This is a genomic window from Nitrospirota bacterium (genome assembly GCA_040757335.1).
Classification (GTDB): domain Bacteria; phylum Nitrospirota; class Nitrospiria; order 2-01-FULL-66-17; family 2-01-FULL-66-17; genus JBFLXB01.
The window spans coordinates 64713-87131 of record JBFLXB010000007.1 but is presented as its reverse complement, the minus strand read 5'-3'; the positions used below and the strand labels follow the sequence as shown (position 1 = coordinate 87131).

Annotated in this window: 18 protein-coding genes; 9 read left to right on the top strand and 9 right to left on the bottom strand. The window is 63.0% G+C overall.

From position 1 onward, the window contains the following. Positions 1 to 106: 106 nt before the first annotated feature. The 4 genes from AB1451_05830 to AB1451_05815 form a co-directional block, all read right to left on the bottom strand. Positions 107 to 1525, bottom strand: coding sequence for a sigma-54 dependent transcriptional regulator (locus AB1451_05830; protein ID MEW6682426.1), 1419 nt, complete (start codon positions 1523 to 1525; stop codon positions 107 to 109). Positions 1526 to 1538: 13 nt separating this feature from the next. Further along, the gene (locus AB1451_05825) at positions 1539 to 2942 is read right to left on the bottom strand and encodes an ATP-binding protein (protein MEW6682425.1); all 1404 of its coding nucleotides are present in this window, start codon (positions 2940 to 2942) and stop codon (positions 1539 to 1541) included. A gap of 26 nt (positions 2943 to 2968) precedes the next feature. Continuing rightward, positions 2969 to 3745 (bottom strand): A24 family peptidase, encoded by a 777-nt coding sequence (locus tag AB1451_05820; protein MEW6682424.1) that lies wholly within the window; start codon positions 3743 to 3745, stop codon positions 2969 to 2971. Between the two features lie 76 nt (positions 3746 to 3821). Then, the gene (locus AB1451_05815) at positions 3822 to 4100 is read right to left on the bottom strand and encodes a 2-nitropropane dioxygenase (GenBank protein ID MEW6682423.1); all 279 of its coding nucleotides are present in this window, start codon (positions 4098 to 4100) and stop codon (positions 3822 to 3824) included. Between the two features lie 180 nt (positions 4101 to 4280). Between AB1451_05815 and smc the strand changes: the two genes are divergently transcribed. Continuing rightward, complete coding sequence (gene smc / locus AB1451_05810; GenBank protein ID MEW6682422.1) at positions 4281 to 7904, top strand: chromosome segregation protein SMC; 3624 nt, start codon at positions 4281 to 4283, stop codon at positions 7902 to 7904. A 24-nt stretch (positions 7905 to 7928) separates the two neighbouring features. Here smc and AB1451_05805 read toward each other — a convergent pair whose 3' ends face one another. The 3 genes from AB1451_05805 to AB1451_05795 form a co-directional block, all read right to left on the bottom strand. Then, positions 7929 to 8378, bottom strand: coding sequence for a bifunctional nuclease family protein (locus AB1451_05805; protein MEW6682421.1), 450 nt, complete (start codon positions 8376 to 8378; stop codon positions 7929 to 7931). Positions 8379 to 8389: 11 nt separating this feature from the next. Next, on the bottom strand, positions 8390 to 8971 hold the full coding sequence (locus AB1451_05800) for a hypothetical protein (GenBank protein MEW6682420.1): 582 nt from the start codon (positions 8969 to 8971) through the stop codon (positions 8390 to 8392). A 76-nt stretch (positions 8972 to 9047) separates the two neighbouring features. Then, positions 9048 to 9503: a bifunctional nuclease family protein gene (locus tag AB1451_05795; GenBank protein MEW6682419.1), complete on the bottom strand. Its 456-nt coding sequence runs from the start codon at positions 9501 to 9503 to the stop codon at positions 9048 to 9050. 245 nt (positions 9504 to 9748) lie between these two features. On the opposite strand from AB1451_05795, the gene AB1451_05790 reads away from it, so the two are divergent. From AB1451_05790 to AB1451_05780, 3 genes are read left to right on the top strand one after another with little or no spacing between them, the layout of a single operon-like run. Beyond that, the gene (locus AB1451_05790; GenBank protein MEW6682418.1) at positions 9749 to 10627 is read left to right on the top strand and encodes a nitrilase-related carbon-nitrogen hydrolase; all 879 of its coding nucleotides are present in this window, start codon (positions 9749 to 9751) and stop codon (positions 10625 to 10627) included. Then, complete coding sequence (locus tag AB1451_05785; GenBank protein ID MEW6682417.1) at positions 10624 to 10863, top strand: hypothetical protein; 240 nt, start codon at positions 10624 to 10626, stop codon at positions 10861 to 10863. Before AB1451_05790 ends, AB1451_05785 begins: the two co-directional genes overlap by 4 nt. Positions 10864 to 10874: 11 nt before the next feature. Then, positions 10875 to 11627 carry a hypothetical protein gene (locus AB1451_05780; GenBank protein MEW6682416.1) on the top strand — a complete coding sequence of 251 codons (753 nt, stop codon included), beginning with the start codon at positions 10875 to 10877 and terminating at the stop codon, positions 11625 to 11627. Here AB1451_05780 and AB1451_05775 read toward each other — a convergent pair. Next, positions 11581 to 12048: a DUF2127 domain-containing protein gene (locus AB1451_05775; protein ID MEW6682415.1), complete on the bottom strand. Its 468-nt coding sequence runs from the start codon at positions 12046 to 12048 to the stop codon at positions 11581 to 11583. The two genes, AB1451_05780 and AB1451_05775, sit on opposite strands and share 47 nt — an antisense overlap. A 102-nt stretch (positions 12049 to 12150) precedes the next feature. Here AB1451_05775 and AB1451_05770 point away from each other — a divergent pair, with 102 nt between their 5' ends. After that, positions 12151 to 13638: an FGGY family carbohydrate kinase gene (locus AB1451_05770; GenBank protein ID MEW6682414.1), complete on the top strand. Its 1488-nt coding sequence runs from the start codon at positions 12151 to 12153 to the stop codon at positions 13636 to 13638. Here AB1451_05770 and AB1451_05765 read toward each other — a convergent pair. Further along, positions 13611 to 14522, bottom strand: coding sequence for a branched-chain amino acid transaminase (locus tag AB1451_05765; GenBank protein MEW6682413.1), 912 nt, complete (start codon positions 14520 to 14522; stop codon positions 13611 to 13613). The two genes, AB1451_05770 and AB1451_05765, sit on opposite strands and share 28 nt — an antisense overlap. Positions 14523 to 14901: 379 nt before the next feature. On the opposite strand from AB1451_05765, the gene dnaA reads away from it, so the two are divergent. The 4 genes from dnaA to gyrA all read left to right on the top strand — a co-directional run bounded on the left by dnaA (position 14902) and on the right by gyrA (position 22417). Further along, complete coding sequence (gene dnaA, locus AB1451_05760) at positions 14902 to 16221, top strand: chromosomal replication initiator protein DnaA (protein ID MEW6682412.1); 1320 nt, start codon at positions 14902 to 14904, stop codon at positions 16219 to 16221. 48 nt (positions 16222 to 16269) lie between these two features. Continuing rightward, positions 16270 to 17385: a DNA polymerase III subunit beta gene (gene dnaN / locus AB1451_05755; protein MEW6682411.1), complete on the top strand. Its 1116-nt coding sequence runs from the start codon at positions 16270 to 16272 to the stop codon at positions 17383 to 17385. A gap of 40 nt (positions 17386 to 17425) precedes the next feature. After that, a complete protein-coding gene (gyrB, locus tag AB1451_05750) occupies positions 17426 to 19849 on the top strand; it encodes a DNA topoisomerase (ATP-hydrolyzing) subunit B (protein ID MEW6682410.1) in 2424 nt (807 codons plus the stop codon). 84 nt (positions 19850 to 19933) lie between these two features. Beyond that, entirely contained in the window at positions 19934 to 22417 is a 2484-nt protein-coding gene (gene gyrA / locus AB1451_05745) for a DNA gyrase subunit A (GenBank protein ID MEW6682409.1), read from the top strand. Positions 22418 to 22419: the final 2 nt, after the last annotated feature.

Here is a 22419-nt window from a genome sequence, read left to right as displayed (position 1 = left end):
CAGTCAGGGCTGTGATGTCGCTATAGAACGGCTTCTAGAGCCATCTAGCTCGGAATGGACAGTTTGGAACGTGTGGGGGTTGGCGAACGCTGGCTGGCGGCGCGCGTCAGGCCGCGCGAGGGGGGGCTTCCGGCGCACTTTCCGTCGACGCGCCGGGACGTTCGATGCCGTACTCTTTGATCTTGGTGAGGAGAGTTTTGTAACTGACGCTGAGGATTTGGGCAGCGCGGCTCTTGTTTCCACCCGTGCCTTTCAAGACTTTTCGAATCATCCGGCTCTCCGCCATGCGGGTGGCTGCGGCGGCCACCTCGTGCAAGGTCCCTTCGAGCGGGATCTCGCGGGCATGAATTTCGGTCAACTCCCCCTGGCGAAAGCCGAGATGTTCCTCCTCGATCACCTCCCCGTCGGTGAGGATCACGGCGCGCTCCATGCAATTCTGCAGCTCCCGGATGTTGCCGGTCCAGGGGTGGTTCGTGACCACTTTCCACGCACCTTCTGAAAGCCGTTTGAGGGGCCGCTTCAGCTCCCGGCAGTAGTGGACCAAGAAATGCTCGACCAGCGCCGGAATGTCGTCGCGCCGCTCGCGCAACGGGGGGATCGTAATGGGGAGCACGCTGAGCCGGAAGAACAGGTCCTCCCGGAAGCTCTGCTGCGTGATCGCCGCGCGCAGGTCCTTGTTGGTCGCCGCCACCACGCGCACGTCGATCTTGACCCGGGTGGTCCCGCCGACGCGGCAGAATTCTTCCCCCTCCAGCACACGGAGGAGTTTGGCTTGCAGGCCGAGATCCAAGTCGCCGATCTCGTCGAGGAAGATCGTCCCGTGATCAGCGAGCTCGAATTTGCCGATGCGACGATCGGTGGCGCCGGTGAACGAGCCGCGCTCGTGACCAAACAATTCGCTCTCCAACAGCTCCCTGGGAATCGCCGCGCAGTTGATCGCCACGAAGGGCCCGTCCTTCCGTGGACTCAGCCCGTGCAGCGCGCGGGCGAACAGCTCTTTCCCGGTTCCGCTTTCCCCCAACAGCAGCACCGTCGTCCGACTGGGCGCCACCTTGTGAATTTGATCGACGATGGCCAGTACGCGCGGATGTTTGCCGATGATGCGCGGCAGCCCGGCCTGCGTCGCGGCGTCGTCTTTCAGAAGCAGGTTCTCCGCGACCAACCGCTGCTTCTCCAGCGCCCGTTCGATGAGGAGGAGCAGATGGTCGGGGTCGAACGGCTTGGTCAGGAAGTCGTGGGCCCCGTCCTTTACCGCTTTCACCGCGGTTTCGATCGTCCCGTGCGCGGTCATCACAATGACGGGCAAGAGGCTGTTCTGGTCGCGGGCGACCTCGAGAACCTCCAGCCCCGTTTTGTACGGGAGCTTCAAGTCGGTGACCACGAGGTCGATCTTGCGGTCGCGCAGCCGCGCCACGGCCTCCCGGCCGTCCCGCGCCCAGAGTACCTCGTACCCGTGAGCGCTCACCGCAGTGGTAAGCATCGACGCCATCCCTTCGTTGTCTTCAGCGATTAACACGGTCAACATGTTCTGAGGCCCCTTAGGCTGCCTGGTCGAGCGGCGCCGCCGGTTCGGTGGCTTGGCGCGCGTGCGTGGGAATGGTCAGGCGGAACGTTGTTCCCGCCCCCTCGGTGCTCTGTACGGTGATTCGTCCACCGTGCGCGACGACGATTTTTCGGACCAAGGCCAACCCCAGTCCATGGCCCCGGGCCTTGAGGGTGAAAAACGGGTCGAAAATCCGATCTCGGAATTCGTTGGGGATGCCGATCCCCGTGTCCGACACGACGAAGTCCACCTCCGCGGGATCGGTGCGCGACGGCGAGACCGCCAGACGCAGCTGGCCGCCGTCCGGCATGGCCTCGACCGCGTTCTGCACCAGGTTCTTCAACACCTGCCGCATCAGGGTGGGATCCCACTGCACCACGGCGGGCGACTGAGGATCCCAGCTGACATCGAGCCGGACATCGGGACGATCCGTGGGCGCCGTGACGCCCTCGGTGACCAACTCACGGAGGTGGACCCGCTGGCATTGCGGCTCCATACGCCGCCCAAACGCCAGGAGATCGTCGATCAGCCGTTGCATCACCCCAAGCTCGCGGACGATGGCGTCGACCATGGGACGCGCGCCGGTGTCGGCGCCCGCGTGTTTGCCGAGTAATTTCGTCCACCCTTGGATCGTGCCCATGGAGTTTCGAAACTCGTGGGCGATGGCCGCAGACATCTCTCCGAGCACGGCGAGCCGGCGCTCGGCCTCGACCCGCTCCTCCAGTCGCTTGATCTCCGTGAGGTCCGTGAAGACCAGCGCCGCTCCGATGAGCCCTCCGGAGCGATCGCGCAACAGCGCGCTCGAGAATCCTACCGACACCCGGTCGTTCCCGCGGGCGAATCGCCACTCCTGACGCGAAATCGGGGTGAGCGTGTCCACCGACCGACGCACCATCTCGGTGATCGGGCTCTCGCTCCCGAACACCTCCTGGCAGGTCCGGCCGACGATTTGAACCGCCTCGCGTCCCAGTATCCGCTCCGCAGCCACGTTGAAGGTGGTGATGCGTCCGGTGGGATCGCACGTGATCACGCCACTCGCGATACTGTGGAGGATGTTCTGGTGGTAACTCTCAACGTCTTCGGCGCGGGCCACGGCGCGGGCCCGCAGGTGCTCGAGCTCCGCCTCCTTGTCCTTGAGCTGACGAAGGACCTCCTGAAACGTCTGCATCACGAAGCCGGCCCGCTCCTCGTCGTGGCACGAGGGTGGGGATGACGACCGACCCCACCGGCGAAACAACACCGCCGCGACCGCGAGCACCGTGAGCCCAACCACGATCGACAGGTCTGCGGCGGACACCGCGCGCTCGGCAATCGGGTGAGGAAACCACTGGCGGCGGAGTCCGAGGGCGGCCAGCATCAGCAGGCCGAACGCGGCGAGGGAGACCATCGAACGGATCACGCCGGATCGTGGCCGCATATCACCCATCACGCCCCCAGCCGCAGATACCACCCGATCAACTCAGGCCCGGCGAACAGCGCCGCCATCGCCCCCAGCACGAGGAACGGCCCGAAGGGGATCGGGTCGCCCCGCTGTTTCACACGGGTCGCCATCAATATAAGCCCGATCACCGATCCCGAAAGGGAGCCCACAAACACGGTCAGCAAGACCGCTTTCCAGCCGAGAAACGCGCCGATCATCGCCAGGAGCTTGACGTCACCCAGCCCCATGCCTTCTTTCTTGAGCAGCCACTCGCTTCCGACCGCGACGGCGTATAACAACCCTCCGCCCAACACCGCACCCAGCAGCGCGTCCACGAACCCTCCGGCCAGCACGGTGGCGGCGGAGAGCAGCCCGATGGCGATGCCGGGAAGGGTGATGCGGTTCGGAATGATCTGGTGATCCCAATCGATAAATGTCACGATGAGCAGCGCGGAATAAAACACCGCGTACACCGCGGCGTCCGGTGTCGGACCGAAGCGATACCAGATAAGTATGTACCCCGCCGCGTTGAGCGCCTCGACCGCGGGGTAGCGGATCGCAATCCGTGCCCCGCACGAACGACATCGCCCCCGCAACCAGAGAAACGAGACGATTGGAATGTTGTCGAGAGGGTGGATCGGGGTGGTGCACTCAGGGCACCGTGAGCCCGGGCGCACGATGGATTCGCCCCGAGGCAGACGATGGATGCAGACGTTCAGAAAACTACCGATGAGGGCGCCTAATACCCCGATCAGGACGACGATTTCCCACTGCGGTGGCATGCCGGGCTCCGAGCGGAGGAAAGATAACACACGCCCCATTCACCGGCAAGAAACGGCGCGAGAATGCGGATCCGCGTCAGTCGAGGTCGATCGGTCGGAGGGGCGGGGGAGCGTCGGGGTCCACCCGCTTCAAGGACTCTTTGACTTTCTCCTCGAGAACACGCCCGCGATCCGGAAGGGAGCGCCGTTCCCGCTCAAACCGATCCGCCACCTGTTGGCGTTTGGTTTCGAGGTCCTTGACCATGTCGCGTAACGACCGCTGAGGAGCTGGCGGCTCGGGATGGTGCCAGACCACACTCGCGGTGGCCGTGTCGATCGTAAGCTCCGCGCGACAGCCCGGGCAAACGACCGTCACCTTGCCGGGAGCGGAGTCACCTTCAGAAGACGGGGGCGCCACGGTCGTACTATACCAGAAGTCGACCAGGGGTGTGCGCTAAAAATCACACAACTATGTCAAAACTTGTCTTTTTCCGCTTTACATCGCTCCAACCCCTGTGTTATAGATCGCGCCGTCACCCCAAAGGGCCAAGATACGATGCGACTTACGCGACTAGAGATCGTTGGATTCAAGTCCTTCGGCGAGCGAACGGTGTTGACGTTTCAACCCGGAATCACCGCCATTGTGGGGCCGAATGGGTGTGGGAAGAGCAATATCGCCGACGCCATTTTGTGGTGCCTCGGCGAACAGTCCGCCAAAACGCTCCGCGGCGACCGGATGGAAGACGTGTTGTTCAACGGCAACGATCGACGGGGGGCCACGGGGCTGGCGGAGGTTTCCCTAACGCTGGGGGGCGTGCGGCCGGGTGAGATCGACGGCGCGCCCGGAGCCTACAGCGAGGTCACGGTGACGCGACGGTTGTATCGATCCGGCGACAGCGAGTACCTCATCAATCACGTGGCGTGCCGTCTCAAAGACATCAGGGACCTGCTCATCGAATCCGGTGCCGGGATCAAAGGACACACGATCCTCGAACAGGGGAAGGTCGATGAGATCGTGACCGCTTCACCGATCGAGCGACGAGCCCTGGTGGAGGAAACCGCGGGCATCACCAAGTACAAAATCCGCAAGACCGAAGCGCTTCGTAAGCTGGAGGCGACCGAACAGAACCTGCTTCGCGTCCGGGATATTATCGGAGAGGTCAACCGCCAACTCACCTCGCTGGACCGGCAAGTCCGCAAGGCCGAACGGTACCGCCAGAGCGCGGATCAACTCCGCGCGATCGAGCTTCACGCCGCCGCGATCCGTTACCGCGATTGGTCCGCCCAATCTGCGTCGCTCACCGCGGAGTTGGAGCGCGAACGGGCCGAGTCCGTGCGCTTGATGGCGCAGGTGAGCGCCCTCGATGCTTCGGCCGAAACGTTGAAGGCCGACGTGACCGACCTGGAGCAGGAGCTCCTCGACGCACAAGCCGCCCTGACCACCCGCGAAACCGCCGCGCGCGACGCGCATCATCGCATCGAAGTGTTGGCCGCACAGGCAGAGGAGTGGAGGGCTCAACAGGCCACGCTTACCGGCGAACTCGACGAGCTCCACCAATCCCTGACCGCGCGGGGAGCGGAGCACGCGCGATGGACCGCCGAAACCACCGCGCTGGACACCGCGATCGCCGAGAAGACGTCGGCCCTAGCTGCCCGCGAGGACACCGTTCGAAGCCTCGAACAACGTCTGGCACAGGCCGCCGCCGAAATCGAACAAACCCGACACCGCGTGTTTGAGACGGTCGCGGGCGCCACCACGGCGTCGAACGCCTTGGCCGGTCTCGCGGCGCGGCGCGAGGAACTGGATCGCCGGCGCACCCGTTACCGCGACGATCTCGCGACGGTTCAAGCCGAAATTGCTCAGAAGCGGGCGGGCCATCGCGAACTCGAGACCTCCTCTCACGATCAACAGCAGTCGCTGGCAACGCGGGACGCCGAGCGAGCGGCGCTGCGGGAGGTCTCGGTCAACCGGCAGGCCGCCCTCCAGGAGGGAGAGGCGGTCCTGACCGGCCGTCGCGATGAACTCACGCGTTTGCGTGCCACGTTGGAGTCGCTTCGCGCCCTGCAGCGCGATCTCGTGGGGTACGACGAAAGCGTGCGTCGGGTCCTGCTGGGCGATGGTTCGGAGGCACCCGTGGCCGGCCTGTTGGGCCTCGTGGCCGACGTGCTCGATATCCCGATCGAATACGAACGAGCGGTTGAAGCCGCGTTGGCCGAACGGTTGCAAGGCGTGGTCGCCGAGGGCCACGATGAGGTGTTGGCCGCGCTCGCCACCCTTGAAGGACACGCCGCCGGGCGCGCGGTGTTTGTTCCTAAGTCGCCGCGGCCCGCGATCGGTGCGGGGGATCACACCACCGAGGACATCGGCGTCCTTGGAGTGGCGGCTCGCTTGGTCGGTTGCCGACCAGGTTTCGAGCCTCTCCGCGACGCCCTGCTGTCGAACGTGGTCATCGTCCAAGACCGCGGGATTGCTCGGCGCTGCTGGGAGAACGACCGCAGCGGGATGACCTGGGTATCCCTGTCGGGGGACGCGTTCTACCCCTCCGGGGTGGTCCATAGCGGAACCGGCTCCAGTGCCGGGTTGAGTCTCCTCGAGCGAAAACGGCGCATTAAGTCGCTCGACCAGGCTGTCGGCGACGCGGAAGCGGCGTTGAGTCCGGTAGAGGCGTCGGTCAATGCGCTGCGGTCCGCCCTTGATGCGGACCGGTCCGCCCTGGAGGCACTGGATTCCGAGTTACGCGAGGGCGAACTGCAGTTGCTCCACGACCGAAAGGCGGCGGAAGCCCTCGCGCAAGAGCTCCTGCAGCTCGATCGCCGCTTGGAGTTGTTGGTCGGGGAGGAAAGCGCCGTCGCAGCGGAGCTGACCGCCATGGCTGAGGAGGTCGCGACCCACCACGCGACTCTCGCGGCCCACGAGGCGTCCAAACAGCGCGACGAAGCAGCCCTGGGTCTTCAGTACGAAGCAGCGGCGCAGCTCAAGGCCGCACTCACTGCCGAACAGACCTCCCTGACCGAGCTTCGGCTTGCGCTCGCGGCCGAGCGGGAAAAACGGGAACACGTCTCAGCCACCGTGCGGGCCATCGTCGAACGGCAGGAGGAGGCCTCCCGTCAAATCGCGTCCAAAGAGGACGCACGCGGACAACTGGCCGCACGGATGGCGGCGGCGACCGATGACCGAGCCCGTCTCCTTGAAGCGTTGGCGTCTCTTGACCGCGAAGTCGAGGTCCTACGCCAACAGGTCGCGCGTATCGCCGCCGCGCGCGCCGAGGCTGCTCACCGCGTGCGAGAAGTGGAGGATCAATCAAAGGCAGCGCGCCGCCAGGCCGACGCCGCGCAGGAACGCGTTCATATGCTCACGGTTTCGTTGACCGAAACCACGCTGCGCGCCAACCAGCAGGCCGCGGACATCTTCGACCGATACCAGGTCGATCTCCAGACCGTGACACCCGACGCCTTGCCGCCCCTCCCCTGCGAACCCGATCAGGTCGACGCCACCATCGGCGCCTTGAAGGACACGCTGGCTCAGATTGGAAGCGTCAACCTGGCCGCGATCGACGAGTACCGTGAACTGGAAGAACGCGCGCGGTTCCTCGCGACCCAGGAGACCGACTTGGTCCAATCGATGGACAATCTCCGCGCCGCCATCGCCAAAATCAACGCGACCACCAAGGCCCTGTTTCTCGAAGCGTTTGAGGCCCTCAACACCCGGTTTGGGTCGGTATTCGCGTCGTTCTTCGAGGGCGGCCACGCCGCCTTGCATCTCGTGGACGAGCACAACCCGCTGGAATCCGGGATCGAAGTCGTCGCGCAACCGCCGGGCAAAAAACTCCGGCACATTTCGCTGCTCTCCGGCGGAGAAAAGGCCCTCACCGCCATCGCGTTGCTCTTCTCCAGTTTCCTCATTCACCCCAGCCCATTCTGCGTCATGGACGAGATCGACGCGCCCCTCGACGAAGAAAACGTTCGGCGCTTCACACGCGCGCTTCGTCCCATGACCGCGCACTCGCAGTTCCTGATCGTCACGCACAACCGCCGAACCATGGAACAGGCCGATGTCTTGTACGGGGTCACGATGGAAGAAGCCGGCGTGTCGAAGATCGTCTCGGTCAAACTCCACGCCGACCGCGAGGACGCGTCGAACGTGGAGGTCGAGACGGCGACCGCGGAGTTGTCGCTCTGACGCAGCCGGCCTCGGCCGGCTGCGCTACTGGGCGTCGAAGTCCGTCGGTTTGAGGTCTTCCAGCCAGGCCTGAACGCGTTCCGATTCCGACGTCGCCAACAGATCCCGACGGGCATAGATCGGCACCCGGGCCCTGAGCGCGAGCGCGATGGCGTCGCTCGGGCGGGCGTCCAGCGTGACTTCCTGACCGTCGACGTCAAGATAGATCGCGGCAAAAAACGTGTTGTCTCGCACGTCGTGAACCACGACCCGCTTGACCGACGCGTGCAGCCGGTCGAGAATGTGTTGGAGCAGGTCGTGGGTCAGCGGACGCGGTGGGGCGGTCCGCTCGACGGCCAAACGAATGGCGTTGCCCTCCACCATTCCCACCCAGATCGGCAGCGTCCTGGATGTCCCCCCTTCCTCCAACAAGACGATCTGGGACTCCGTGGAAGGGTCCGGGAGCACACCCTTGACCAACACCTCGACGTCCATCTCCCTCCCCATCAAAACGTTCGACCCGCGCTCGCCAGCGTAAAGGGGCACTGGATGGTGGCCAGTTGGAGTCGCGGGGCCATCCGCCTGCGAAAGCGCTCGCTCGCGACCTTGCGGGACGCCGCCCGCCCCCCGACCCGGTTGGCGTCGTAATACGCCGCGATCTTGAGGTGGTAGCGGTCCAGCGACCCCGACACGGTGCGGTCGGTGTTGACGGTCCAGCCCCGGGTTCGACGATTCTCGTTGACCGCGATCACGACTTGGAGGTCGTTGGGTTCCATGTATTCGATATCGTCCCGGCTGAGCGCGACCTCGGCGCGGACCTTCCCGTACATGGTATGGGAGTGGTAGTCACCCAGCACGTCCAGCCGAGGGAAACATTTCAGGACTTCCTGGATCACTCGCCATTTGTCGCTGCGCAGTTCCGCAAAGTTCCTGCCGCGTTTGACACTCTGATATGGTATCGCGTGTTCGACGACGTACCGATTCGGTAAGCGATACCCCAGCAGGAGGCCGAAACACTCTTTCTTGTAAACCTCCACGGTCGACAACACCATTCCCATAAAAACGTTCTCGCTCAGGTACACTTGCATGGTTGTCTCTGACCTCGCGGGCTCTACGCGCGCGCGCTCATGTTCCGGCTCAATCGCAGGTCCGTTCACCAGTTCACTAGGCATCGGCTTTTCCAAAGTCCTCCGGCCGGAGGTTCTCCAGCCATTTGGCGACATCCTCGTCCGCCTGTTGTCGTTGGAACACCTCTTTGGCGACGAAGATCGGGCACTCGGCACGCAGGGCCAACGCGATCGCATCGCTGGGCCGCGCGTCCACGGTAATTTCCGCGTCGTGGTGCGAGAGATGGATCTTTGCGTAATAGGTGTTGTCGCGAAGATCCGTTATCACCACGCTGATGACCTTCGCCGCAACCGCCTCCAGTGCATTCCGAATCAAGTCATGGGTCAGGGGACGCGGAAGCTCGACGCTCTCAAGGGCCAAACTGATCGCGTTGGCCTCGGCCTTTCCGATCCAGATCGGCAGGACATCCTGTCCTTCCTCGCTGCGAAGGACCACGATGTAATTGCCGGGAGGGTCGAACATCAACCCTCGCACGCGCACCTGGATAAGCATCACGAGCCTCAGGCTGGTAGAACCGTTGATATCGCGCCGCGGATGGAGCTGACTATACCGAAAGTATTTGTAACATCATCAGCCTGACATTGTCAATTCTATTGAAATCATTGATAAAAACGTCGTAATTGGCGAGGCCTCGGCGAGCCTGGGGAGGGCAGTGGACTGACGTCCCCTGCAGCGCGCCGGGTTTGTGCCCAAGGGCGGAGCTGTGTTAATGTACCTGGCCGAGTCGGGCGCATGACGTGCACATCGGGTTTGTTCAAAACTCCCCTACCTTCGGCCGCGTTAAGGCCAACCTTGACCGCGTCAACGACCTGCTGTCCGCGGTCGACGCAGACTTGTTGGTGCTCCCCGAGCTGTTCGCCACGGGCTACCAATTCACGTCGCGCCGCGAGGCGGAGCGTCTCTCGGAACGCGTCCCGGATGGGACCACGACCAAGCGACTCATTGCGCTGGCAAAACAACGTCGGTGTACGATTGTCGCGGGCCTGGCCGAACAAAAGGGACACTCCTTGTTCAATTCCGCCGTGGTGGTCGGACCTGGGGGGTTCATCGGCACCTACCGGAAGTCGCATTTGTTCTATGAGGAGACGCTGTGGTTTTCCCACGGGAACAGCGGGTTTCGCGTGTTTCCGGCTGCTGGTGCGACCATCGGCGTGATGATCTGCTTTGATTGGTTCTTTCCGGAGTCCATGCGGACCCTGGCATTAGCCGGAGCCGATGTTATCTGCCACCCCTCGAACCTCGTGCTTCCGCATGCGCCCAACGCGATGATCACGCGGTGCCTGGAGAATCGGGTGTTCGCGATCACCGCCGATCGGGTGGGCGCCGAGCAGCGGGGAGACAAAGAGCGCCTCACGTTCATCGGGTCCAGCCAGGTCGTCGGCCCTCAGGGCCAGGTGATCGTGCGGGCCTCGACGGACTCAGAGGAGGTGCGTGTGGTGGCGATCGATCCCAAAGAGGCGCGTCGAAAGACCATCAACCGCTACAACCACCTCTTCGCCGACCGCCGGGCAGACTTATACGGCATGCTCACGACCCCTCATGAGAACGGCGCGTCGGCGACCCGGCGGGCTCCGCGGGTGCGCCCCGGCCCACGCCGCATCCCGGCCGCGCGATGACTCGCCGGCAACTTCACGGGGCCATCGCGCGATTACGCCGCGACGTGCGCCAATGGAACACCCCGGATGAAACCGAACAGGCGTTGCGGCGAACCCTCCCCGCCCAGTATTGGATCGAGCTCAACGATCTGCTCGTCGCGTACGGCCAGCACCGCTGCACCCCGCAGTCGCCGTACTGCAGCCGCTGCGAACTCTCCCGCTGGTGTCGGCGGGTGGGTGTGACGCGAACACGCTAAGATCGGCTCGCATGCGCGCGCTGAGCCGGGCCCCGTATCACGCGCTGCGGGGAGGCGGCGCGGTGATCGAGGGGGCGGAGTTCCTGCTCACCCATCGTCACATCCCGCGTCGGCTGATCCTCCACTTTGGCGCGGCCGCTGCGTGTGTGTTGGTCGCGACGTGGCCGGCGGCTTGGCTCGCGGCGCACTTCCCCCCCCCACCCGCTATTACGTTGCCGTGGTATTTGGTCCTCGTCGAGTGGCTCTGGGCGAATCTGCCGGTCGTTCTCGCCGCCGAGTTTGCGGCTTGGTTCGCCCTCACTGCGTATGTCGCGTTGGCGCTGCCTCGGCGGCTCGTTTGGGCCGTCATGGCTCAGCGCGAGGTCCCACTCCCATCGCCCCTCCCACGCGACTCGCGAGGCCCTGCGCTGGCTTGGCTCGGCGCGGGCGGGGTGGGGTGGGCACTGATCGCTGGGGTTCCGGTCTTTGGGCCGGTCGCTGCGGCGGTGCTCGCCTGCCTTGTGCTTGGGGGCGGGCTCGTCGTGACGACGCTGACGCTACGCGGATGGTCTTGGGGGAACGTTCTTTCCTTCATCCTGACCCATTGGGCCATGATCGTGGGTCTCGGTCTCGGCCTGATCGTCAGCCTCGCCATTCCGGTAGTCAATCTCGCGGCGCTGCCGTGCGCGGTCGCGGGAACAGGCTGTCTGTTGCTGAGGGAGCCTCGACCCGAGGCGATCAGAACCACCGAGGGAACAGTTCCTTGTGCTTCGCCAGATAAATGACGATCGCCACGTTCAGCGCCAACACCCCCACCCGGATCGGGGTGAACCGGTGCCAGACTTCGTAGAGCTCAAACGGGATGAGGAGCCCGGTAGCCAACACCGTGAGCCACTCCGCCCAACGAAGCCGCCGGTGCAGACCGTAGGCCTCGACGAGATTGAGCAGCGCGTAAGCGAAGCCGCCGATCGAAATGCCGACAATGATCTTGTTGTTCACGAGCCCCAATTTCTCGAGAGCCAGCGTGATGTATGCGTTGTCGGTATCCAAATTGAGGGTGGCCGCGATTTGGCGCCCGATGACCACCAAATCCTTGTTGATCAGGCCGAGGATGCCGATCGAGAGGCTGAGAAACAGGACGCCGATGAACGCTTTTTCGGCGATGATGAATCGGAGGAATGTTTCGGAGGAGCGGCGCTGCAACATGGTCAGTAGTCCTTCGGCGCGCCTGCCCGGCGCGAATTTGCGATCCTACCAGAGGGTGGCGCGCTGCGCAAGACGGTTGCGCGTCTGTGACTCGCGTTGTCCATGACCCGGCCGGACCCTCTGCTGTTGGCGATTGATCAGGGAAGCGGCAGCACTCGCGTCCTCGTCTTCGATTCCAAGCAGCGCGTGTTGGCAGAAGCGAGGAGTCCCCTCGCGACCCGTATTCCACGACCCGATCGGGTCGAGCACGACCCTCGCGATCTACTGAACGGGACCAGGGCCGCGCTGTCCGCCGCGCTTCGCACGGTCGGCCGCAAACCCTGCGTGGCGGGCTTGACGACGCAGCGCTCGACCGTGCTGTTGTGGGATCGCGCCACCGGCCGTCCCCTGACGCCGGCCGTGAGTTGGCAGGACCGTCGCGCGGCTGGGGTGTGCCGCTCTCTGGCCGCACACGCTCCTAAGATCAGACGGGTAACCGGGCTGTTCCTCAGCCCACACTACGCGGCGCCCAAAATCCGGTGGTTGCTGGATCGGATCCCGCGGGGGCAGCGTCGGGCCGAACAAGGGGACATTCTGTGCGGGACGGTCAACACCTTTCTGCTCTGGCACCTTTCCGGCAAAGCATTGCACCTCACGGATCACACCCAGGCCGGACGAATGTTGTTGATGGATCTCCGGTCGCTCCAGTGGGATGAGGGCTTGTGCGATCTTTTTGGTATCCCCCCGGCCATGCTTCCAGAGATTCGGCCGACCGTGGCCGACTTCGGGACCATCCACGCCGGGAACAGGCTTCTCCCGGTGCTGGCATCGATCGGTGACCAACAAGCTGCGGCCTTCGGCCAGGGCGGAGCGACCCAGGGGGATCTTTGCCTGAATTATGGAACAGGGGCGTTCGCGCTGCTGTACACCGGAAGCCGCCTAGTCAGGCGGACCGGGCTCTTGTCCAACATCGCGTGGAGTTCAGCGAGCCAGCGAACATACGTCCTTGAAGGCGGGGTGAACGCGGTGGGGTCGGGCCTCCAGTGGCTGTCAACGCTCGTGGGGTTGCCGGAGGGTCTCGCGGAGTTGGATCGGCTCGCCGCGCGGGCTCGGTGTAGCGCGCCCATTCTGCCCGCACTCGCCGGTCTGGCCGCACCGTATTGGGACGTCCGAGCAGAGGGCCTTGCCGCGCGGCTTTCGTTGACGACCGATCGCGCGGCTCTGGCAAAGGGATTTTTCGAGGGGGTGGCGTTTCTGCTCAGTACAGTCGTTCGGACCGCTCAACCGGCCGGGAGTTTTCGCCGGGTCATGGCCAGTGGTGGCCTGTCAGCGGTCAGCACCCTGCTCCAGTCCCAGGCCAACTATTTGGGCCGGCCTGTGGTGCGGTGTCGGGTTCGAGAAACATCCGCTTGGGGTGCAGCGGCTCTAGCAGGCGTAGGGGCCGGGGTGTGGAAATCCGTGACGGAGGTCGCCCGCCTCGCGAAATCGGACCGCGTGTTTAAGCCCGAGCTGTCACGGCTTGCTGTCTCGCGACGCATCCGCTGGTGGGATGTGTTGGTGAGGGCGAGCCGCGAACTCGGGGCTTACACCGAGGTGAGCCAGTCGGAATGACTGCCTTTTCCCCGCACCACGGCGAAAAACGCCTCTTGCAGTCGCCGCGTGATCGGCCCTGGTTGTCCGGTACCGACGCGCCGGTCGTCGATCTCCCTGATCGGCGTCACCTCCGCCGCGGTCCCGGTGAAGAACGCCTCATCGGCGAGGTACAGGTCGTCTCGGGTCAGGCGCTCCTCGCGCATCGGAATCCGTAGCTCCTGCGCAAGGGTCATGATCGTGTCACGCGTGATCCCCTCGAGGACCGAGGTCAGAGGCGGCGTCTTCAACACCCCGCGCCGGACTGCAAAGATGTTTTCCCCAGGACCTTCGGCGACGTACCCGTCCGTGTCCAAGAGCAGCGCTTCATCGTACCCAGCCTGCTTCACTTCTCGCTTGGCAAACTGAGAGTTGACGTAATAGCCAGACACCTTGGCCCGGGTGAGACTTACATTGACGTGATGACGGGCAAACGACGAGATTTTGACCCGAATTCCTCTCGTCAGTCCCTCCTCTCCAAGATACGTGCCCCAAGGCCAGGCGGCAATGGCGACCTGGACCGGATTCGAGCTGACATATAACCCCATCTCCCCGTACCCGATCCACACGATCGGACGAATGTAACACGATCGTAAGTTGTTTCCGGTGACGGTCTCACACACGGCGTGCTCGATGTCTTTTTGCGAAAACGGAATGTGGATGCAACTGGCGTGAGCCGACGCAAAGAGACGCTCGACGTGTTCTCGCAATCGGAAGACGGCAGATCCTTGCTCGCCCTCGTAGCAGCGAATGCCTTCGAACACCGCGAGGCCGTAGTGAAGAGAATGGGTCAGGACGTGAACCTTCGCGTCATTCCACGGAACGCGCCGCCCATCCATCCAGATGAACTTGGATTCGGTGATCATTCGAGGCTCCCGAGACGCGTAAAATCTTAACAGGACAATACTGACTTTGCAACGAATGCTCGTTTTGAATGTTCCAATAAAGATCGTATTAGTAAAGGGTGTCGAAGGGGGTTGGTAAGAAGACAACCGACTGTAAATGCGGCCTCTTGGCAGTGGACATCAATAAGAGTTATCTGGGGACAAGAGCAATGAATATCGATGTGCGAAGTAGATTGAATGCGGCTGCTGAGTCTGCTATAGTACCGCCGGCCACGAACATGCCGGTTGTGTTTCAGTTCGTCGTGTGGGGTACGATTCTGCGTGGTCCTGCAAAGACACGCCAAGTTATCAACATCTGTTGACAACCCTGTTAGTAACCTGTAGGGCTCGTAGAATGACCATTGAAGAGGCGTGGCAAATTCACCGCAGCGATTTGGAAGCATCCGTTAATAAGCAGAGCTTTGACGCGTGGATCAGGCCGATCGCCCTTGTGTCGGGAGGCAATAACGAGGCGGTGTTTGCGGTCCCCAACAAGTTCTTCGTAGATTGGATCAATGAACATTACGCGGGCCTTATTCGAGACAACCTCCGGCGACTGACCGCAAACAACGAGTTGGATGTTTCCTTCGCCGTCCAGGAACCGCCACTATTGCCCCCTTCCGCGGCTCAGTCTCAGCAAGAACGCCGGGTCAAGAACCGGAACCTGAACCCCAAATACGTGTTTGGGAGCTTTGTCGTCGGGGCGAGCAATCAATTTGCGCACGCCGCGTCCCGAAAAGTCGCCGAGCAGCCGGGAGAGATTTACAACCCGTTTTTCATCTACGGCGGGGTGGGCTTGGGCAAGACGCATCTGCTCAACGCGATCGGTAACGCGATCAAAGAGCGCAATCGCGACATCCGAATCGCGTATCTGTCATCGGAAATGTTCACCAACGAGGTGATTCATTCCATTCGGAATGACAAGATGGGCGAGTTCAGAAATCGGTACCGAACCGTGGATGTCTTGCTGATCGATGACATCCAGTTCATCGCCGGCAAGGAACGAACCCAGGAGGAGTTCTTCCACACGTTCAATAGCTTGTATGAAGAGAACAAACAAATCGTCCTTTCCTGCGACCGGTCGACCAAAGAGCTCGCCGACATTGAGCTTCGGCTCCGTTCTCGCTTCGAGATGGGTCTGATGGCGGACATTCAACCGCCGGATCTAGAAACCAGGGTCGCGATCTTGAAGAAGAAGGCCGAAGCGGACCACCTCGAAATGGCTGACGACGTCGCGCTGTTTTTGGCCACGCACATCAAGACCAATATCCGCGAGTTAGAGGGGTCATTGCTGCGTCTCAGCGCCTACTCGGCTTTGACGGATCGATATATGACCGTAGACCTCGCCAAGGAGGTGCTTCGCGACACGATCAGCGAGAGCCGGACGGTCGTCGGCGTCGACCAGATTCTCAGGGTCGTGGCTGAGCGGTTTCAAATGAAGACGAACGACCTCAAGTCCAAGCGCCGTACCAAGACCGTGGTTTTTCCACGACAGCTCGCCATGTATCTGTGCCGAACACTGACGGACTGCTCGTTTCCGGAGATCGGGCGACAGTTCGGCGGAAAGGACCACTCGACCGTGATCCACGCGGTCCGTCTCATCACCGACCAACTCCAGCGCGATCATCAAACCCGAATGACCATCGATAGCTTGGTCAAGGCCATTCATGGCGGACACTGAGCGGTCACGGCGCGACGTCCGTGGCGCGTTCGCGAAAAGGACTCCACGATGGAACTGACTGTTACGCGTTACGCCTTGCTGAAAGGACTGCAACGGGTCCAGGGGATCGTCGAGCGGCGCAATACCATGCCAATCCTCGCGAACGTCCTGTTGGAGACGACCGACCGCGGGGTGACGCTGTTCGCCACCGACTTGGAGCTCGGTATTCGCGCCACCTATCCCGCGACGGTCAAGTCACGCGGCGCGGCCACGGTGTCCGCGCGCAAGCTGTTTGAGATTGTGCGCGAACTCCCCGAGTCCGAGATCCGGCTCTCCGGCGACGAGGGACACGCGGTGAGGGTTGAGTGCGAGCGGAGTCGATTCAAAGTCGCCGGGCTTCCACCTGCGGACTTTCCGGTGTTTCCGGGAGTCGGAGCAGACCCCGTGCTCACGATCCCCCGCCAGACGTTTCTTGATCTGGTGAGGCGGACCCTGTTTGCCGTGGGCGAGAACGACGCTCGATACGTGCTCAACGGCGTCCTGTGCGCGGTGGAACACGGGACCATCAAATTCGTCGGGACCGACGGCCACCGGTTGGCCGTGGATGAACGCCCCCTGTCCCTTCCCAAAGGCAGACCGCCGGTTGCGGATACGAACGCGATCGTTCCGAAAAAGGCGCTGCTTGAAATGAAGAAGTTGGTCGAAGACAGCGAAGAAGACACGCTGGCGCTGCACATGAGCAAGGCGCAACTGACGTTTCAGCAGGGGGAGTTGGTGTTGATCGCGCGGCTGATGGAAGGCAACTATCCGAACTACCGTCAGGTGATTCCGACCGGCAGCGACAAGCGGGTCACGCTGGACAAGGCGGCGCTGGAGGGCGCTCTGCGGCGGGTGGCCCTCCTGTCCAAGGAACGCACCAACGCCGTCAAATTTCAGTTGGAGCCCTCGCGCGCGGTGCTCTCAACGAGCAACCCGGACCTCGGCGAGGCCAAGGAAGACCTCGCGGTCTCCTACGAGGGAGAACCGCTGGCAACGGGGTTCAACGCCCGATACTTGTTGGACGTGCTCGGCGCGGTTGACGCGCCGGAGGTTGTCATGGAATTCAAAGACGCGTTGAGCCCCTGCCTCATTCGGGAACCATCCCAGGAAGGATTTCTGTGCGTCGTGATGCCGATGCGGGTATGAAACGCGTGGCGAACGGGACCATACAAGGCGCAGGAGCGCGATGACCGCCCAGACCGCAGCGCGATACGGAGCCGAGGAGATCAAAGTCCTGGAGGGGCTGGAGGCCGTGCGCAAACGGCCGGCGATGTACATCGGCAGCACCGGCATCGACGGGCTCCACCACTTGGTGTACGAGGTGGTGGACAACAGCGTCGACGAAGCCATGGCCGGCTTCTGCGATACGATCAAAGCCATCCTGCACGTGGACGGCAGCGCCACCGTGATCGACAACGGCCGCGGCATCCCCACCGAGATGCACCCCACGCAGAAACGATCGGCCGCGGAAGTCGTGTTGACCGTACTGCACGCCGGCGGCAAGTTCGACAACCAGGCGTACAAGGTCTCGGGAGGCCTGCACGGCGTGGGCGTGTCCGTGGTGAACGCCCTGTCCGAGTGGCTGGAGGTCGAAATCCGTCGCGACGGCCAAGTCTTTCACCAGCGCTTCGAGCGGGGCAAGCCCACCGCGCCTTTGGCCGTGACGGGCAAAACCACCAAGCGCGGCACCACCGTGACGTTCAAGCCGGATTCCCAGATCTTCGAGACCACGGAATTTGTGTTCGACACGCTCGCCCAACGCCTGCGCGAGCTGGCGTTTCTCAACCGCGGGTTGTCGATCACCCTCACCGACGAGCGCTCGGAGAAGGAGCAGGAGTTCGCGTACAAGGGCGGGATCGTCTCGTTTGTCGAGCACCTCAACGAGAACAAGAGCCCGCTGCACAAGCCGATCTACATCACCAAGGAAAAGGACCGGCTGATCCTGGAGGTTGCGCTCCAATACAACGACGGCTACAGCGAAAACCTCTTCTCCTTCGCCAACAACATCAACACCCGTGAGGGCGGCACGCACCTCGTGGGGTTCAAAGCCGCATTGACGCGGACGGTGAATAACTACGCGTCGTCGCACAACCTGCTCAAAGGCGAGACCATCACCGGAGACGACGTGCGCGAAGGGCTCACCGCGGTGATCAGCGCCAAACTTCCCCAACCGCAGTTCGAAGGCCAGACCAAGAGCAAACTGGGCAACACCGAGGTCAAGGGCGCGGTGGAGGCCGCGGTCAACGACGCGTTGGGCGAATACTTCGAAGAAAACCCCTCGGTCGCCAAGAAGATCATCGAGAAGAGCCTCAACGCGGCCCGAGCGCGCGAGGCGGCCCGCAAAGCCAAGGAATTGATCCGCCGCAAGAACGCGTTGGACAGCGGCGCGTTGCCGGGCAAGCTCGCCGACTGCCAAGAGCGCGACCCGGCCTTGTCCGAGCTGTTCATCGTGGAGGGCGACTCCGCGGGCGGGTCCGCCAAGCAAGGCCGCGACCGCAAGAACCAAGCGATCCTCCCGCTCAAAGGAAAGATCTTGAACGTGGAGAAGGCGCGTTTCGACAAGATGATCTCGTCCGAGGAGATCCGCGTGCTGATCACGGCGCTGGGCACCGGGATCGGGTCGGAAGATTTCGACGCGAGCAAGGCGCGCTATCACAAGATCGTCATCATGACCGACGCGGACGTGGACGGCGCGCACATCCGCACCCTTCTGCTCACCTTCCTGTACCGGCAGATGAAGGAACTCATCGATCGCGGGTACGTGTACATCGCCCAACCGCCGCTGTACAAGCTCAAGCGAGGCAAGCAGGAGCGATACATCAAAGACGACGAAGGACTCAAGGCCTACCTGCTCGAGGCGGTGGTTGAGGATATCGAGGTAGCGACCGGCGATGGCTGGGTGTCGGGGCGCACCTTGGCGACGTTCTTGAAAAAGCTCGTGCGCTACGACGGGTTGGTGCGACACTTCGGTCGGCGCCAGATTCCCACCGAGTTGATCGAAACGCTGGTGGTGGACGACGATGTGACCCGAGAAATGTTGCGCGACGCCAAGCGCCTGCGCCGTGTGCGCGAGACGCTCGCAAACCGCCTGGCAGCGTTTCCCGGTCTAGCCGCCGAGGTGGATGTGGCGGCCGACGACGAGCACAAGGCGCACAAGCTCGTGGTTCGCTATCTGGCTTCGGGTTTGCGACAGACGTTGGACATCGACCAGGCGTTCATCACGACCGGCGAGTTTCGCGAACTGGGCACGGTGTCCCCTCCCGCTCTGGGTTTGGGCACGCCGCCGTACCGTTTCCGCGAAAAAGCCGCCGAGGCTAAAGCCGCGGGCCCTGAGCGGACCGCTTCGACGGCGTGCGGCCTCTTGGCTGCGATCCTGGAGCACAGTAAAAAAGGCATGGCCATCCAACGCTATAAAGGCTTGGGAGAGATGAACCCCGGGCAGCTCTGGGAGACCACCATGGATCCCGAGAAACGCACCCTGCTCAAAGTGAACCCCGGAGACGGGGTTGCTGCGGACGAGATGTTCACCGTCCTGATGGGCGACGAAGTCGAACCGCGCCGCGCGTTTATTGAAAAACACGCCAAGGAAGTGAAGAACCTCGACATTTGATGATCCGGAGGCGACCCGTCAGCGCTCCCAGCAGGCACGCGGGCCGGTCCTGACCACGCCACACCGCGGAGACCGCACGCACCCATGCCCGAACAGAACGTCCTGATCAACATCGAAGACGAAATGCGCGCGGCGTACCTGGATTACGCCATGAGCGTCATCGTGGGTCGCGCCTTGCCCGATGTCCGCGACGGGCTCAAGCCCGTGCACCGACGCGTCTTGTTCGGGATGAACGAGATGGGCCTGGCGTGGAATCGGGCCTATAAGAAGTCCGCGCGAGTCGTCGGCGACGTGATGGGAAAATACCACCCGCACGGCGACGCGGCGATCTACGACACGATCGTCCGGATGGCGCAGGATTTTTCCCTGCGCTATCCCCTGGTCGACGGGCAGGGGAACTTCGGGTCTGTGGACGGCGACCCGCCCGCGGCCATGCGCTACACCGAGGTGCGCATGGCGCAGATCGGCCACGAACTGCTCGCGGACATCGATAAGGAAACCGTCGACTTTGGGCCCAACTACGACGACACGCAGACCGAACCGCTGGTGTTGCCCACCCGGTTGCCCAACTTGCTCGTCAACGGCGCCGCGGGCATCGCCGTGGGCATGGCGACCAATATCCCGCCGCACAACTTGGGGGAAGTAGTCGACGGCGTGCTTCTGCTGCTGGACAACCCCGCGGTGACCATCGACGAGTTGATGGGCGTGATCAAGGGGCCGGATTTTCCCACCGCGGGCTTTATCTACGGCTCGCGCGGCATCGGCGAAGCGTACCGGACCGGCCGCGGCTCGCTCACGCTGCGCGCCCGGGTGCGGATCGAAACCCACCCGCGAACCGACAAGGAAAGTTTGATCGTCACCGAGTTGCCCTACCAGGTCAACAAGGCCAAGCTTCTCGAGAAGATCGCGGAGTTGGTGTCGGAGCGACGGATCGAGGGCATTGCCGATCTGCGAGACGAGTCCGACCGCGAAGGCATGCGGGTCGTGATCGAGCTCAAGCGCGGCGAGATCGCGTCCGTGATCCTCAATCAGCTCTTCAAACACACGCCGCTCCAGACCACGTTCGGGATCATTACGCTCGCGTTGGTGCGCAACCAACCGCAGATCCTGAACCTGCACGGTCTCTTGTCGCACTTCATCGAACACCGTCGCGAGGTCGTGGTCCGCCGCACGCGGTACGAGCTGCGCAAGGCCGAAGAAAAAGCCCATATCCTCGAAGGGCTCAAGAAAGCCATCGATCACCTGGATGCCGTGATCGCGCTGATCCGCGCGGCGTCCGACCCCGAAGCGGCCAAAACCGGGTTGATGACCCGCTTTGCCCTCTCCGCGATCCAGGCGCAGGCGATCTTGGACATGCGGTTGCAGCGGCTCACCAATCTGGAGCGGGAAAAACTGGTGACGGAGTATCAAGAGACGCTGCAGAAGATCGAATCGCTCAAGGCGATCCTGGCGAGCGACGCGTTGGTGCGCGGCATTATCCGTGAAGAACTGACCGAGTTGAAGACCAAGTACGGCGATGAACGGCGCACCGAAATCGTCGAGGAGAGCGCGGAGATCTCGCTGGAAGATCTGATCGCGCCGGAAGACGTCATCATCACCGTCTCGCACTCGGGGTACATCAAGCGCAACCCCGTCAGCTTGTATCGCGCCCAGCGCCGCGGGGGCAAGGGCAAGATCGGCATGGGGACCAAGGAGGAGGATTTCGTCACCACGCTCTTCACGGCTTCCACCAAGGACTACCTCCTCTTTTTTACGAGCTCCGGCAAGGTGTATTGGCTCAAGGTGCACCAAGTTCCCGAAGCGGGTCGGGTGGCGAAGGGCAAGCCGATCATCAACCTGCTCCAGCTCGGAGAACGCGAGACCGTTTCGGCGATCCTCCCGGTTTCCGAGTTCCGCGGGGACCGGTTCGTGGTCATGGCCACCAAGCACGGGACGGTCAAAAAAACCGAACTCTCGGCGCACTCCAACCCCCGAGCAGGGGGGATCATCGCGCTGGGCCTGGAAGAAGGCGACCAGCTCGTCTCCGCGCTCGTCACGAACGGAGACGAAGAGGTGCTGTTGGGCACGAAAAAAGGGCTGGTGATTCGGTTCCCCGAAGCCAACGTGCGCCCGATGGGCCGAACCGCTTACGGCGTCAAGGGGATCGAGCTGGAGCCGGGCGACGAAGTGATCAGCATGGAGGTGGTGCACCGGCGCGAGGCAGCCACCCTGCTGACCGTCACGGAACACGGGTACGGCAAACGCACTGATTTAGCCGAATATCGGTCGCAGAGCCGCGGCGGCAAGGGCATCATCACGATCCAGACGACCGCCCGCAACGGAGACGTGGTCGCGGTCCTCCAGGTGGCCCCCGAGGACGATGTCATGTTGGTCACCGCCGGGGCGCAGGTGCTGCGCCTGGCAGTGGCCACGCTTCGGGTCATCGGACGGAACACGCAGGGCGTGCGGCTGATCGAGATGGCCCAAGGCGACCGCGTCGCAGCCGCCGCGATCATGCGGGAAAAGGACGAAGCCCCGTCCGGTTCGTCGGACCTGGGTCCCGAGCCTGAGGCGCCCCCCAAAGCGTGACG

Excerpts from the sequence above, each read along its gene's own strand:
- AB1451_05775 (MEW6682415.1), bottom strand. The coding sequence starts at position 12,048 with ATGTTGCAGCGCCGCTCCTCCGAAACATTCCTCCGATTCATCATCGCC.
- AB1451_05770 (MEW6682414.1), top strand. The coding sequence starts at position 12,151 with ATGACCCGGCCGGACCCTCTGCTGTTGGCGATTGATCAGGGAAGCGGC.
- gyrA (MEW6682409.1), top strand. The coding sequence starts at position 19,934 with ATGCCCGAACAGAACGTCCTGATCAACATCGAAGACGAAATGCGCGCG.
- AB1451_05780 (MEW6682416.1), top strand. The coding sequence starts at position 10,875 with ATGCGCGCGCTGAGCCGGGCCCCGTATCACGCGCTGCGGGGAGGCGGC.
- AB1451_05785 (MEW6682417.1), top strand. The coding sequence starts at position 10,624 with ATGACTCGCCGGCAACTTCACGGGGCCATCGCGCGATTACGCCGCGAC.
- gyrB (MEW6682410.1), top strand. The coding sequence starts at position 17,426 with ATGACCGCCCAGACCGCAGCGCGATACGGAGCCGAGGAGATCAAAGTC.
- smc (MEW6682422.1), top strand. The coding sequence starts at position 4,281 with ATGCGACTTACGCGACTAGAGATCGTTGGATTCAAGTCCTTCGGCGAG.
- AB1451_05820 (MEW6682424.1), bottom strand. The coding sequence starts at position 3,745 with ATGCCACCGCAGTGGGAAATCGTCGTCCTGATCGGGGTATTAGGCGCC.
- AB1451_05800 (MEW6682420.1), bottom strand. The coding sequence starts at position 8,971 with ATGCAAGTGTACCTGAGCGAGAACGTTTTTATGGGAATGGTGTTGTCG.
- AB1451_05765 (MEW6682413.1), bottom strand. The coding sequence starts at position 14,522 with ATGATCACCGAATCCAAGTTCATCTGGATGGATGGGCGGCGCGTTCCG.
- AB1451_05830 (MEW6682426.1), bottom strand. The coding sequence starts at position 1,525 with ATGTTGACCGTGTTAATCGCTGAAGACAACGAAGGGATGGCGTCGATG.
- AB1451_05795 (MEW6682419.1), bottom strand. The coding sequence starts at position 9,503 with ATGCTTATCCAGGTGCGCGTGCGAGGGTTGATGTTCGACCCTCCCGGC.
- AB1451_05805 (MEW6682421.1), bottom strand. The coding sequence starts at position 8,378 with ATGGACGTCGAGGTGTTGGTCAAGGGTGTGCTCCCGGACCCTTCCACG.
- dnaN (MEW6682411.1), top strand. The coding sequence starts at position 16,270 with ATGGAACTGACTGTTACGCGTTACGCCTTGCTGAAAGGACTGCAACGG.